16 protein-coding genes are annotated in these 14,211 nt (G+C 38.4%); 1 reads left to right on the plus strand and 15 read right to left on the minus strand.

Annotated features, from left to right (window positions below; translation table 11 throughout):
- Positions 1-33 precede the first annotated feature (33 nt).
- The 7 genes from QUG14_RS13785 to QUG14_RS13815 form a co-directional block, all read right to left on the minus strand.
- Positions 34-1,728: a hypothetical protein gene (locus QUG14_RS13785; protein ID WP_289341109.1), complete on the minus strand. Its 1,695-nt coding sequence runs from the start codon at positions 1,726-1,728 to the stop codon at positions 34-36.
- A gap of 82 nt (positions 1,729-1,810) precedes the next feature.
- Positions 1,811-2,593: a 2-dehydro-3-deoxy-D-gluconate 5-dehydrogenase KduD gene (gene kduD, locus QUG14_RS13790; RefSeq protein WP_289341110.1), complete on the minus strand. Its 783-nt coding sequence runs from the start codon at positions 2,591-2,593 to the stop codon at positions 1,811-1,813.
- Positions 2,594-2,645: 52 nt separating this feature from the next.
- The gene (gene kduI, locus QUG14_RS13795; RefSeq protein ID WP_289341111.1) at positions 2,646-3,476 is read right to left on the minus strand and encodes a 5-dehydro-4-deoxy-D-glucuronate isomerase; all 831 of its coding nucleotides are present in this window, start codon (positions 3,474-3,476) and stop codon (positions 2,646-2,648) included.
- A 13-nt stretch (positions 3,477-3,489) separates the two neighbouring features.
- A complete protein-coding gene (locus QUG14_RS13800) occupies positions 3,490-4,494 on the minus strand; it encodes a sugar kinase (RefSeq protein WP_289341112.1) in 1,005 nt (334 codons plus the stop codon).
- A complete protein-coding gene (locus QUG14_RS13805) occupies positions 4,491-5,144 on the minus strand; it encodes a bifunctional 4-hydroxy-2-oxoglutarate aldolase/2-dehydro-3-deoxy-phosphogluconate aldolase (RefSeq protein ID WP_289344144.1) in 654 nt (217 codons plus the stop codon). Before QUG14_RS13805 ends, QUG14_RS13800 begins: the two co-directional genes overlap by 4 nt.
- A 159-nt stretch (positions 5,145-5,303) precedes the next feature.
- Entirely contained in the window at positions 5,304-6,317 is a 1,014-nt protein-coding gene (locus QUG14_RS13810) for a 4Fe-4S binding protein (RefSeq protein ID WP_289341113.1), read from the minus strand.
- A 171-nt stretch (positions 6,318-6,488) separates the two neighbouring features.
- Entirely contained in the window at positions 6,489-7,472 is a 984-nt protein-coding gene (locus QUG14_RS13815) for a Gfo/Idh/MocA family protein (RefSeq protein WP_289344145.1), read from the minus strand.
- A 163-nt stretch (positions 7,473-7,635) separates the two neighbouring features.
- Between QUG14_RS13815 and QUG14_RS13820 the strand changes: the two genes are divergently transcribed.
- Complete coding sequence (locus QUG14_RS13820; RefSeq protein ID WP_289341114.1) at positions 7,636-9,294, plus strand: glutamine--tRNA ligase/YqeY domain fusion protein; 1,659 nt, start codon at positions 7,636-7,638, stop codon at positions 9,292-9,294.
- Positions 9,295-10,028: 734 nt separating this feature from the next.
- Here QUG14_RS13820 and QUG14_RS13825 read toward each other — a convergent pair.
- From QUG14_RS13825 to QUG14_RS13860, 8 genes are read right to left on the minus strand one after another with little or no spacing between them, the layout of a single operon-like run.
- A complete protein-coding gene (locus tag QUG14_RS13825; RefSeq protein ID WP_289341115.1) occupies positions 10,029-11,096 on the minus strand; it encodes a sensor histidine kinase in 1,068 nt (355 codons plus the stop codon).
- On the minus strand, positions 11,083-11,559 hold the full coding sequence (locus tag QUG14_RS13830) for a GAF domain-containing protein (protein ID WP_289341116.1): 477 nt from the start codon (positions 11,557-11,559) through the stop codon (positions 11,083-11,085). Before QUG14_RS13830 ends, QUG14_RS13825 begins: the two co-directional genes overlap by 14 nt.
- A gap of 15 nt (positions 11,560-11,574) precedes the next feature.
- Positions 11,575-12,225: a response regulator gene (locus QUG14_RS13835; RefSeq protein ID WP_289341117.1), complete on the minus strand. Its 651-nt coding sequence runs from the start codon at positions 12,223-12,225 to the stop codon at positions 11,575-11,577.
- A gap of 20 nt (positions 12,226-12,245) precedes the next feature.
- Complete coding sequence (locus QUG14_RS13840) at positions 12,246-12,899, minus strand: sensor histidine kinase (RefSeq protein ID WP_289341118.1); 654 nt, start codon at positions 12,897-12,899, stop codon at positions 12,246-12,248.
- Between the two features lie 31 nt (positions 12,900-12,930).
- Positions 12,931-13,203, minus strand: a complete 273-nt coding sequence (locus QUG14_RS13845; RefSeq protein ID WP_289341119.1) for a hypothetical protein — start codon at positions 13,201-13,203, stop codon at positions 12,931-12,933.
- A complete protein-coding gene (locus tag QUG14_RS13850) occupies positions 13,190-13,501 on the minus strand; it encodes a hypothetical protein (RefSeq protein ID WP_289341120.1) in 312 nt (103 codons plus the stop codon). Before QUG14_RS13850 ends, QUG14_RS13845 begins: the two co-directional genes overlap by 14 nt.
- Positions 13,494-13,685 (minus strand): hypothetical protein, encoded by a 192-nt coding sequence (locus tag QUG14_RS13855; RefSeq protein WP_289341121.1) that lies wholly within the window; start codon positions 13,683-13,685, stop codon positions 13,494-13,496. The genes QUG14_RS13850 and QUG14_RS13855 overlap by 8 nt, the downstream gene beginning before the upstream one ends.
- Positions 13,675-14,199 carry a QcrA and Rieske domain-containing protein gene (locus QUG14_RS13860; protein WP_289341122.1) on the minus strand — a complete coding sequence of 175 codons (525 nt, stop codon included), beginning with the start codon at positions 14,197-14,199 and terminating at the stop codon, positions 13,675-13,677. The genes QUG14_RS13855 and QUG14_RS13860 overlap by 11 nt, the downstream gene beginning before the upstream one ends.
- Between the last annotated feature and the right edge of the window lie 12 nt (positions 14,200-14,211).

Consider the following 14,211-nt stretch of genomic DNA (forward strand, 5'->3'; position numbering starts at 1 on the left):
TCCCTTCATCCTTCAAATTTATTATAATGTACATTACATAATTTGATAATCAACAAATGAAATGCTTTGACCGTTAAGAAGACGATCTACGTTTCCTTGATTGTCCAAACTGAATTGTAATAATTCATTTCTCCACGTCAAATAGGACACGTTTATTTTTTCTGCTGAACGATCACTTGCAAAGCAAGTCTTATTCTTTTCTTCCATATTTGTAATAAATGATAGCAAATCATAGATACCTAATTCTTTCGCTTCTTTTGAAGAGATAATCTCCATGATAACCCCATTCAAATTAGAAGAAAGCGGGCTTGTAATAGAAATTCTATCCACTTTTTCTACCATTTTAAATTCGTTCAGTAAATGGAATTGTAAAAAGGTATCTCCAATCTTACCATATCCCCTATGATTATTAAACTGCCATTCTCCTTTTGGGAGACAGCCTATAATAAAGGAAATTGCCTCCTTATTATCAAAAGGGACATTCCAAACTTGAATCACAGTGTCCTTGTGATACATGACTTCTCCATAGGTGCTAGCATGTCGATCATCACCAGGAATATATTTAATACCAGGATGGAAGAAAAGTGCCTGATTCACACTTTCAGTTTGTGTTACAGGCAGAGTGATATCCCAGCGCTGCTGTTCATTGTCATATTCATTTATTCGCTCCCAAATACCGCCAACGGCGAATTCAGGCGTGATATATACGTAGGTATGTGCTTCATCTGTCACCATATCATCAGCATTTGAAAATTTGATTTTACGTCTAATCTCAATTGGTTTTGTACGATTGGTAACACTCTTAACCATCTCTTGGGCTAGCTCATACGTAAAGAGTCCCGTTCCTTCCAACCTAACAATTTCTGTGGGCATAGGGAAATCACCAAAGTGGATATAATCCAACAGTGTATTCCTATCCTTCGGAGCATCGTGAGGCCATTGGCGTGAATGCGGACCCACCCAAGTTCCCTTTAAATAGTAATCTGCTCGCAGCCTCCATAAGTAGTCAAGAAGTTCATTCATCGTGCTTCTCACTTCTGAATCCTTCACAACCTCCCAAACACAGGTAAAAGATTGAACCCAATGCCAGAACCACGGAAGCGCACCGTATTCTTTAAATCCAAACTTTTGTATATGAGTTAATTGCTTTTTGGCGAGTTGAAGTCCTTCTTCTATTAACTCCTTGTTATCAAAAAAATCCCCTAGTAATAATTTTAGAGAAGTATGTTTGGCTTCATGGTGATACATATATGTCAAGGTCTGCTTGTAAACATTACTTTCATAAATATGTGTTATTGCTTGATGGCAATCATTTTTTACATCAGAGGGTAATTCATGCTGATATTTGTGGTAGAACAATACAAGTAAACAACCCATCAATTCAACAGGAAGGGAATTTGGTTTTGCTTTAGAAGGGTCGTCTCCTAAATTCAATGGCCAATGTCCATACATAGGATCTAGAGGATTTTTCTCCTGAAGCGATAGTACCTTCTGAATCATAGAAAGTGCTAAATCTTTAGCAATTTTACATTGTTCAGTGTCCCACTCACAGGTAAATTCCTTGTCTACACAATAAGCATATAAATGAATCGCATAATAAAAATTATCCCGTATATCATGATGAAACCAGTATCCACTTGGCATTATAGGAAGTTCAAGAGCTTTATCCGCCGCTAAGCTTGCAATCTCTTTTCTACGATTATATATGGCTATAGTCGAGTAATGCATGGTTTCCCCCCAGATAATGAAAAGAATATAGCTATTTAGGAATAGCTATATTCTTAATCATTTATTCTATAACATTTTTTTCCTAGCGAACTAACCAGCCGCCGTCGACAGGGATAATGGCTCCATTCATATAATCAGACGCTTTGCTTGCCAGGAAGACTACAACACTTTGCAGGTCAGCTGGAGTTGCCCAACGGCCTGCTGGAATACGTGAGGTAATTTCTGCATGACGAACTTCATCCTCACGTATTGGTGCTGTATTCTTCGTTTCAACATAACCAGGTGCAATGGCATTAATTTGTATGCCTTTAATCGCTAATTCATTTGCAAATGCCTTTGTTAAACCAGCGACACCATGTTTGCTGGCTGTATAGGATGGTACAAATTTCCCACCTTGGAAAGAAAGCATGGAAGCAACATTAATGATCTTTCCACTGCCTTGTTCGACCATTACTTTTGCAGCTTCTTGGCTTAATGAGTAAACAGCATTCAGATTAATATCCATTACTGCATCCCAATCTTCTTCCTTATACTCAAGTATTGGAGAACGGCGAATCGTACCTGCATTATTCACCAAAATATCTACTCTGCCATATGTTTCTAAGCATTTAGAAACAATATCTTTAGAAACTTGTTTATCTGTTAAATCACCTTGAAAAAACTCTACTCGACGTCCTTCTTTTTCGATTAGTTCTTTCGTTTCTCCCCAGTTATTCCCGTGGGTAGTGATAAATAGGTCCGCACCTGCTTTTGCTAACGCAACCGCAAATCCTTGTCCAAGTCCTGTATTACCGCCAGTCACAATCGCAACTTTACCATCTAATTTAAAATAATCTAATGAAAACTGTTGTAAGTCTTGTGTCATTTTTTCAAAGCCTCCGCATCTGTGTAATGAAGTACATTAAAGCCAAAAGAGTTTATCTTAAGTCCTTCATTGGAACCATGTCCATATCTGTATATGTGATGTTTTCTCCACACATTGCCCAAATGAATGTATAGTCACTTGTACCTACTCCAGTATGGATTGACCAGCTTGGAGAAATGGCAGCTTGCTCATTCGCAATAACTAAGTGTTTTGTCTCATCCGGTTTGCCCATGAAGTGGAATACACGTGTATCTTCCTTCATATCAAAATAAAGGTATGTTTCCATACGGCGTTCATGTGTATGACTTGGCATTGTGTTCCAAGCGCTTCCTGGAGTCAGGATTGTGTAACCCATTTGAAGCTGACAGCTTTCACATACATTTGGATGAATATATTGATAAATAGAACGATGATTTAACGTTGCTGAATCCCCTGTTACCATTGGTTCGATCTTATCAATGCTGATTTTCACATTTGGATATTTATGATGAGCAGGAACGGAAACAGTATAGAATTTAGCTGGATTAGATGGATCATCTGATTTAAACTGAAGATCCTTTGTTTCTTTTCCAATGTAAAATCCGTCTTGCTTTTTCATAGGCTCTTCTGTACCTTCGATTACGATTGATCCAGGTCCGCCGATATTAATAACACCAAGTTCACGACGTTCTAAGAAGTATGTAACTCCTAATTCTGTAGAAAGTTCAATTGTTAAAGGTTGATCAGTTGGTGTAACACCGCCAAAAATCATCCGGTCGTTATGGGTATAAGTTAATCTTACTTCTCCTGGAACAAAAATACTTTCTACCAAAAATTCCTTGCGCAATTGTTCTGTAGAATAATGACGAATATCTTCTGGGCTATGTGTATAACGAGTTTCCATTTTATCACTCCTGTTATCGATTTATTTTGGCAGTGCCATTTTCCATTAAATTTTCTACTTCTTTTACCGTAAATGGATTACAATCACCAAAAACGGTATGTTTTAAGCTTGAGTATGCGGTTGCAAAAGATACCGTATAGTTTAGATCTGCACCCGTCAGTAATCCATGCAGGATACCTGCAGAGAATGCGTCACCGCCGCCAACTCGATCGATGATGGGTTCTAGCTTATGAACTTTTGATTCATAGGTTTTTCCGTCTTTCCAAAGCGTACCTTGCAGGGTATTAGAGGTAGCAGAATGCACCTCGCGCTTAGTAGAATAAAAGACTTTAATATTACTAAATTTCTCATGCATTTTTTGGTTGTAATAGTCTGTATCATCTTGACTAGACTGATTTTCGGGTATACCTAACAAATAGAGAGCATCCATTTTTCCTGCAGAACAATAATCTACATATGGCAGGATTTTTGATATAACCTTTGATGCCTGGTCATGATTCCAAAGCTTTGAACGGAAATTAATGTCGAAGCTGACTTTTATATCCCGCTTTTTCGCCTCTTTTACCAGGTTCAAAGTAATTTCAGCCAATTTTTCAGAAAGTGCTGGTGTAATGCCTGAAAGATGCAGGATGTTTACGTTTTCAAAAAGTTGTTCAAAATCCCATTCCATTTCCTGCACCGACGCAAAGCTAGAATTAGCTCTATCATAAATGACAGCAGATGAACGCTCGCCCACACCACTATCAAGATAATAGGTTCCAAGTCGATTACCGCCAAAAAGCAATTCTTTTGTCTTAACCCCATATTTTTGGAGATGTCTTTTTGCTGCAAGCCCTAGAGCATTGTCAGGTACTTTACTTGCAAAAGCAACATCATGGTCAAAATTAGCCAAATTCACAGCGACATTTGCTTCTGCTCCGCCATAATGGGCTTGAAAGCTACCTACATTGCTAAAATGGGTTCCAGTAGACGTGGAAAGCCTTAACATAATTTCGCCAAAAGTTAGAATTTTGCTCATACACTCACCATCTTAATTTCATGGTACCTATCTATATATTGTTTTGCCAACTTCGTAATTTGATCGAAATCTCCCGTTTTAGCAGGTGCTAATAAATTTCCACCTACACCAACCGCTACACAGCCTTTATTAAACCACTGCTCCATGTTTTCTAAATTGACTCCGCCTGTTGGCATGATATTAACTTGTGGAAGCGGTGCTTTTACGGCATCTACAAAACTTGGTTCATATGTACTCGCAGGGAATAGTTTAATAATATCTACACCTGAACGAAGTGCTGTCTTTATTTCAGTTATGGTCATACACCCTGGCAGATACGGTATACTATAAAGGTTACAAATCTCCGCGATTTCAGAATCAAACATTGGGCTAACGACAAATTCCGCTCCCGCCATAATCGCGATTCTAGCTGTCATTGCGTCAAGAACAGTTCCTGCACCTACGACAATAGTAGAATTATCTTTGTATTTTGCTACTGTTTCACGAATAACTTCGTCTGCTTGTGGAGTAGTGAAAGTTACTTCTAAGCCGGTCATTCCACCATTAACTAGTGCATCTATCGTTTTTAGTGATTCTTCTTTTGTGTCTGATCGCAAAACTGCTATCACACCACTCTTTTCAAGTTTTAAAAGAATATTAGCCTTTTTTATGATGTTTACCTCCCTAGATTTCCAAATAGGAAATGTAATTGTTTATTTGGAAATTATATTTTTATTATATTGGATGATTTTAGGTTTTTCAACCATATATTTAAAATAGTTCGAAAAAAAAGAGTAACCTGTTTGTACGAACCAGGTTACTCTTTCTACTTAATCTATAAATTTTGCTTCGGGAATTAATATCTTCCAATCCTCATAGCTAATGATGGTCTCCCAATGTCCTGTTAGTTTAGCAAAGCCGACAATTAAGAAGAATGCCACAAAGAATGACACCGGTATAAACCATTTACTTACCTTTTTGTTGGCAACCGTCATATTTAAGGTATCCTTCACAGGGCATGCTTCGACACAGGCCAGACAAGCAGTACAATTCAAGTTATTTACGGTTTCTACTTTGTGCACTTTTATTCTGGAAGGGCAAACCTTTGTACACATTTCACAGTTCGTACAAGTCTCTTCATTTCTTTGGATCTTTGAAACTCTAAAAATCGAACCAAGTCCGATGAACGCTCCATAAGGGCAGAGGAAGCGGCACCAGAAATTTTTATAGAATAAAGATAATACAAACATGACAGTAAGAAAACCAATCCCAAAAGCGCTTATATCTAAGAAAAATGTCAGCATTTTTATATCAGATATTTTGTTATATGGTTCGTTTAAGAAGGCAATCGCTCCGTACGTCGGCATTACGATAACCATCCCCAAGAAGAATAGTAGTAATAAATACTTTATCGGGGTTAGCAGCCAAACAAGCCAAGTGGGTACTTCAAAATTTCTTTTAAACAGCTTTTTCCCCAATCTGCTAATCCATTCTCCAACTGTTCCAATCGGACATATCCAACTGCAAAAAGAGCGCTTGAAAAAAATCGCACCACCAACAAAAAAGCTTAACAAAACAAGTCCTGCTGGATGGATGACATCAAAATCCCCTGTAGCGAGCCAAACCTTTAATGCCATTAATGCACTAATTGGCAGGAATCCCTCCACCGCAGATGGTCTTTCAACAAATGGTGTTTCTCCTAAAGTTTCAAAGTGCATATAAAATTGATAAAAACGGATACCAACATATAGTAAAAATAACAGGAATACAGCTTGAACGACGTACCTTGTTATTTGAACCGGCTTTCGTTTCAACTGTTTCTTGTACCAGTTCATCGACTTCATAACGATTCCTCCAATCTTCTTCACCTTAAATATAAGGAAGGAAGTAAAATTGGGGATGTGATAAAAGTCATCGAGAATACCGTTTTCATAAAGAATTCACAACCCTTACTTAAACCAGACATAATTAGCTTGTCAATAAGTACAGGGATTAATGGATATCTACATATTCCCCTAGCGTTCTACCCCAAACACAATATTGTTCTGTTTCCGTGCTTCTTCTGTTATTCGCAAGACGATTTTACTCATATTCTTTAATTTCTCATATTGGTTATCATCGTTTGTTTCAATGATGTCTGCGATATTGATGCATTCATAGACCATGTTTTTTTCTTCCTGGGCAACGCTTAAGATTTCGCTCTCTTTTGTGTGGCTGTCAATCAACTTAATTTCAGATATTGGCGCTGCATCCTCAAGGAGAAAGGTCCCCTTTTCGCCATGAATTTCACAAGGAATCACTGAATGCGATATTTTAGAACAAAGAATGGTACAAACAAAATCTTGATACTCTAACACCAGAGTACCGCTCCCATCAACACCACTTGAAAGGATTACGGGATGGTAGGTGACCTTTTGCGGCTCTCCGAAGAGCCCTACAGCTAAATAGAGCGGATAAACACCTAAATCTACAAGAGCACCTCCAGAATATGTACTAGTGAAGATATTTGGGTTCTCCCCCCTTAAAAAAGAATCGTATCGGGAAGAATACTGAATATATGGCAGCATTGCACTTCTTAAATTACCTGCTAAATTAAGTTTTTCCTTTAATATCCGGAAATTAGGAGTATGGATATTGCGAATGGCCTCAAATAAATAAACACCATTATCCTCTGCAATTTGGTATGCTTCTTCCAATTCCTCACTATTGGAGAATATCGGCTTCTCACAAATAACATGCTTTTTATTTCTCAAAAATGTAATTGCCTGCTCAAAATGAACAGAATTAGGCGAAGCAATATAGATAGCCTCGAGTTCTGGACTTTTTGCCATTTCCTCTAAATCAGTAAAAAAATATTCTGCATTATATTTATGGGCAAGGTCTTTTGCCTTATCAGATGTCCTTGAGTAGACACCCTTTAAAGTTAACTTCCCGCTAAGTTTTGCAGCTTCAATAAAGGATTCTGTGATCCAACCTGTCCCGACTGTACCTAAATTAATCATATTTAATCCCCTTCCATTACTTCTTCAAGCATATATTGTAGCCTTTTTGTACTCTTTTTGCTAATTTCACTATTTTTATAAAGAATCTTTGGGTACAATGGAAAAATATCATAATTTATGTTATTTATAAGTAATAGATGAAAGAAAGAGGTTGAATAGAGTGGACAATCTAAGTTCTAATTTTATTAAAGATGTGATGATAAAGGATTTGGAATCCGGTAAGCACGATAAAATTATCACTCGTTTCCCTCCAGAGCCAAACGGATATTTACATATTGGTCATGCTAAATCCATCATCATTAACTTTGGACTAGCAGATGAATTTAACGGAAAAACCAATTTACGATTTGATGACACCAATCCGTTAAAAGAAGATGTTGAATATGTAAATTCTATCAAAGAAGATGTGAAATGGCTGGGATTTGAATGGGATAACTTATTCTTTGCTTCGGACTATTTTGAAGAAATGTATAAACGAGCGGTCCTATTAATAAAAAAAGGCCTTGCCTACGTGGATGACCTGTCAGCTGATGAAATCCGTGAATACCGTGGCACACTGACCTCTCCTGGTAAAGAAAGTCCATATCGTGATCGTTCAATTGAAGAAAATCTTGATTTATTTGCACGGATGCGCAATGGAGAATTTGAAAATGGCCAAAAGGTTCTTCGTGCAAAAATTGATATGAAATCACCAAATATCAATTTACGCGACCCTGTCATTTATCGAATTTCTCATGCAACACACCATAACACTGGTGATAAGTGGTGCATATATCCAATGTATGCATTTGCACATCCCCTTGAAGACGCGATTGAAGACGTAACCCACTCTATTTGTACGATTGAATTCGAAGACCAACGTCCACTTTATAACTGGGTAGTGGAACAATGCGAAATGGAAAGTACGCCACAACAAATTGAATTTGGCCGCTTAAACGTAACCAATACCGTAATGAGCAAGCGCAAACTGAAGCAGTTGGTTGATGAGGGATTTGTAGATGGCTGGGATGATCCACGGATGCCGACGATTTCTGGAATGCGCCGGAAGGGATTTACCCCTGAATCCATTCGTAATTTTGTCCGTGAAACAGGTGTATCGAAAGGTTCTGGAGCTGTTGATTCACAAATGCTCGAACACTTTGTAAGAGAGGACTTAAAGTTAAAAGCTCCTCGTACAATGGGGATCTTGAATCCTTTAAAAGTGGTCATTACGAATTATCCTGAAGGACAAATCGAGTTACTCGATGCTGAGATTAATCCTGAGGTTCCTGAAATGGGTACCAGAAAAATTCCGTTTTCTCGTGAAATTTACATTGAAAAAGACGATTTCATGGAAGATCCTCCGGCTAAATATTTCCGCCTCTTCCCTGGTAATGAAGTTCGCCTTAAACATGCTTATTTCATTAAGTGTGAAGAAGTTATCAAGGATGTGAACGGAGAAGTTGTCGAGTTACGTTGCACCTATGACCCACTAACCAAAAGTGGTACTGGCTTTACAGGCCGTAAAGTAAAAGGAACCATTCATTGGGTGGAAGCAACGAATTCAGTTCCAGCAGAATTTCATTTATATGAACCACTAATTCTCGACAAAACAGAAGACGATAATGAGGAAGAAGAAAAAACCTTCCTCGACAACGTAAATCCAGAATCACTTGTGGTTTTGCAAGGTTTTGTAGAGCCTAACATGAGAGAAAGCAGACCTTATGACAAATTTCAATTCTTTAGACATGGATACTTCAATGTAGATCCAAAGCACACTACTGTTGATAAACTTGTCTTTAACCGGGTTGTTTCGTTAAAAAGTTCATTTAAAATATAAAAATAGAACCGGGGATTCCTGGTTCTTTTTTTTATAACTTTAATCATGTAACGGATTTTTCAAAATAGGTGGCGCATACGATTAGTCCTCAAGACCCCGGATTGAGGACTAATCCTTCTGGCCGAGCGTACGATTTGTCCTCAAGACCCCGGATTAAGGACTAATCCTTCCGGCCGAGCGTACGATTTGTCCTCAAGACCCCGGATTGAGGACTAATCCTTCCGGCTGAGCTTACGATTTGTGCTCAAGACCCCCGATTGAGGACTAATCCTTCTGGCTGAGCTTACGACTTGTCCTCAAGACCCCGGATTGAGGACTAATCCTTCCGGCCGAGCTTACGATTTGTCCTTAAGACCCCGGATTGAGGACTAATCCTTCTGGCTAAGCTTACGATTAGTCCTCAAGACCCCGGATTGAGGACTAATCCTTCTGGCCGAGCGTACGATTTGTCCTCAAGACCCCGCCCGGATTGAGGACTAATCCTTCCGGCTGAGCTTACGATTTGTGCTCAAGACCCCCGATTGAGGACTAATCCTTCTGGCTGAGCTTACGACTTGTCCTCAAGACCCCGGATTGAGGACTAATCCTTCCGGCCGAGCGTACGATTAGTTCTCAAATAGCTTGTACAATATTCAATGAAAAATCGGTAGGTCAGACTCGAGAAAATAAAAAAATGCCGAGAAAAATACACTTTCTCGACAATTTAGGAACCAGGAGACACCTAGTTCTATTTTTTATGTTATTTCTGAACGGGTTGCTGGGACTTCTAGGATAATCTTTGTTCCTTCACCAAGAGAAGAGAAAATAGTCAATTCCCCGCCAACGGCTCTTGCTCGTTCATCCATACTGAAAAGACCAACTCCACGGGGCTGTGTCACCACCTCAAAGCCTAGCCCCTTATCCTCAATCATTACCCTCACGGTTTGCTCCATTTCTCTTACGGTGACAGTAGCCTCAGATACATCTGCGTACTTCCGAATATTTGTTAGTGCTTCCTGGATAATACGGTAAATCGTCAACTCAATGCTAATATCTAAGCGACGGTTAAGGACACACTCAAAATACACATCAATGCCATAGTTCTCAGAAAAGCGTGATAGAAAGGAACGAATCGCGGGAACTAGTCCTAGATCATCCAATACTGATGGTCGCAACTCCCAAGAAATATCGCGAATTTCTTCTATCAATTGAGTTGCTTCCTTTTGCATTTGATATAGAAGGGGATGGTCGACTTCTGAAAGTAAACGATTTATCGTGATTAGATGGCTATATAGATTTTGTCCAATGCCGTCATGTAAATTTCGTGATAAACGCTTGCGTTCATCCTCTTGAACATCAATAATCGTTGTCATCATTTTCTGAAGTTCTTGTTCCACTCTTTTTCGCTTTGTAATTTCGTATCGAATAGCTAAATATTGATAAGGTTTACCTTTATCATTTAAAAATGGAATAATCGTAGTATCCACCCAATAGTAACTTCCGTCTTTGGCGCGGTTTCGAATTTCACCTTTCCAAACCTTACCCGTACCAATGGTTCTCCACATTTCTCTAAAAAACTCTTCTGAGTGGTATCCAGAATTTAATATCCGATGGTCCTGACCTATAAGCTCATCTTTTGTGTACTTTGAAATATGAATAAATTGTTCATTTACATATGTAATGATTCCTCTAGAATCCGTTATCGCTACAATGGAGGATTCATCGAGGGCGAATTTAAAATCCATTAATTCTTGAATCGATTTTTTCAATTCCAACTCAAGGCTAGAGAGCCCATCTAGTGATTGCTGACTATTCATTTCCATGCCCTAAGCCTCCACCTAAGATTTGACTTCTTAAGAGTTGCTCTACTGTTTCAGCTGACGTCTTCACTTTTTCCTGCTCCCTTTCAGGAAAAGAGTAGGATACTCTTTTTCCAACTAGTAATACACCTTTTGCGGATGCATTAAAAAATAAAGGGACCGCATAACAGGAAATAAGTTTCTCAGCAAGCATAATGGGATGGTCTGTTACTTTTCCATAGATATCATTTGGAAAGTCCCTCATCATCATTGGACTGCCACTTGAAATAACTTTTCCAGCGATTCCTTTTCCAAAGCGAACGGTTATTCTTTTATATTTATCGTTTACGTTTCCTGAAGCATAATGCCATCGTACATCGGGACCTACTTCGTTTTGAAGGGCAAGGGCAACAAAGTCACATCCCACTTCCTTCAGCAACTGATCACAAACCTCCATAACCGCATGATTTTCTCTTATTTCTGTCATTGGGATGCTTTCTCCTTATATTCCATAACCAAGTAACCCCTTTTTTACCGCATATTCCACTAATTCTGGCCTTGTTCTCATTTGCAGTTTTTCCATCAAGTTTCCTTTATGGGTTTCGACCGTTTTTACGCTTATAACTAATTGCTCAGCTATTTCTTTATTTGCATAGCCTTTCGCAACAAGGGTGAGAACTTCTTTTTCACGATCAGATAAAAGATGATAGGTATCATGGCTATCCTTAATACTGCCAAGGTATTCTTCCATTAATCTTTTTGTGGCGGCTGGATGGAGATAAGCATTTCCTAAGGAGACTGACTCAATCGCTGACATTAGTTCATCATGAGGTGCACTTTTTAAAATACATCCTGAAGCACCAGCTTGTATGGCTCTAAAAAGGTATTCCTCATCATCGTGCATGGTGAGAATTAAAATATTTACATCAGGCATTAGTTTTTTCAATTCAGATGTTGCTGATAATCCATCTTTACCATGAGGCATACTTAAATCCATTACAACAACATCAGGTTTAAGTTTCAGGGCTTTTTTTATACCTTCGTTTCCTTCTGACGCTTCACCAATTACTTGCATTTCGGGATTAGAATTTAACAGCATTGTAAGACCCATTCTTACAACGGCATGATCATCAACCAATAGGATTTTAATCAATTTTAACACTCCTTCCCTTCCTATAAAGGAAGAGATATTTCAACAGATGTACCTTCTCCTATTTTAGAGGATATTACACAATGCCCGCCAGTTAAAAGCATTCTTTCCTTCATGGCAGCTATTCCAAGCGTAACAGACGTATTCCCTGCTTCATCTGGTACAAATCCACCACCGAAATCAACAATATAAATTTTCAATTCGTCTTTATTCCATATCAACCTCATTTTCACATTCGATGTATCAGCATGTTTAGCTATATTCGTAAGTGCTTCCTGGCAAACGCGAAAAACCGCAACACTTTTTTGCTCTTGAATTGGTTTATCTTCCCCAATTGATTCTAAATCAACAAGAACGCCAAATGTTGAGGTATATAATTTTATATAACTCTTAATTGCTGGCAGTAAGCCAAGTGTGGTTAAGGCAGGGGGATGAAGCTCAACGGAGAGCAATCTAATCTCTTGTATCGTCTTTTCAATCAACTGAGTCATTTCTTGCAGATAGTTTTTCAAATGAGGCTGACTTAATCCCGATTCAACAAATTGTAATCCAGTAAGAATACTAAATAAATTTTGTCCAACACCTTCATGCAGCTCCATCGAAATACGTTTAATTTCTTCCTCTTGTGATTGAATAATATAAGTACGAATTTGTTGTGTTGAGACAGATTGCTTCATACTTAACCCCCGTTACCTTTTAACTTTAAATCTAGACTTTTTGAAATGTATAGGTTAATCCGCTTTCGAGGTCAGAAGCGAAAAAACTAACCTCAGATTGACTTACGTTACTGTTAAGCGGAACTGCTAAGAAATACATGGAATCAAAATAAAAACGAACATGCGTATGATCAGGACAAAACTGTATTTTTTTAATTGTTTTCTTGATCCTTGGTGCTTGATCCCCGCCTTGTTTATCCTCTATGGCTATTTCCATTGTTTCTCCAACGAATCTTTGCAACTCATCTATATTAATGGGTTCCACAACTGTTACATCCCTTCTTAACTGGATAGATGAACATCTTGTAGCCCTGCAAAAAATCCCAAAACTTCGGGTCGGCATTTTCCTCGATGAATTTGATTGTATCTTCTTCTGAATCCCAATCACTCATACCTTTTACCTCTGCAATTACCATTTCTGCCCCATCAATCGTCTTCTCCTCTAGGAACCAATTCAATCGCTTTTTTCCAAACATGTTTTTTAGCAGTTCATCAATAACGGGAGCAAATTCACCTTTTTGTTCCCGAATAAAACAAAAGTCTAAATACGTTTCACTAATCATTGATTTTCACACCTTTTTTATAGATAAGGAATGCTGCAGGAAATAGGATTACATTGACGACTGCTGCAACGATTGTGTTCGTATAATTTTCATAAAAATACTGATGAACCATATATTGTGTAGCAATTATATTCATCATTAATATGGCTAATAGGAGTGCAACACTTACATAACTACGCTTCATAACGCTTCACCCCAACTGCATAAACAGAACCATTTTCAACCTTCACATAAATCTCAGGGAGTGGGCGTCTTGGCGGACCTGCCGTAGGTGCACCCGTCTCGACATCAAATTTTCCGTGATGACATGGGCAAAGCATTTCTTTCTCTTCTTTTTTCCAAAATACTGGGCAGCGAAGATGGGTACAGGCATTTTGATAAGCCACATATTTCTCTTCATCAAGCCTAATGAGGATCGCACTGTCATGCTCACCAGGGAAATGAAAATCTACCGCATCACCTACTGGTATAGACTTTACATCGGTAATCTTTTGCTTAGGGTATTTTTTATCCCCTAATTCGTTAAGTTCTTTCGCTGCCAATACTCCCCATGGAAGAGAGGAAACAGCAAATACGCCCGCTGCACCGACTAAGGTTTTCATAAACCCGCGTCTGTCCAATTTTCTTTCATTATTGCGATTTATATTATGTGTATAGTTATCTTCATTGAACGGGATTTTATTATTTTTTTCTGACATTGTTAATCCCTC

Origin of the sequence: Neobacillus sp. CF12 (assembly GCF_030348765.1) — a bacterium.
In the GTDB taxonomy this organism is placed as follows: Bacteria; Bacillota; Bacilli; order Bacillales; family Cytobacillaceae; genus Neobacillus.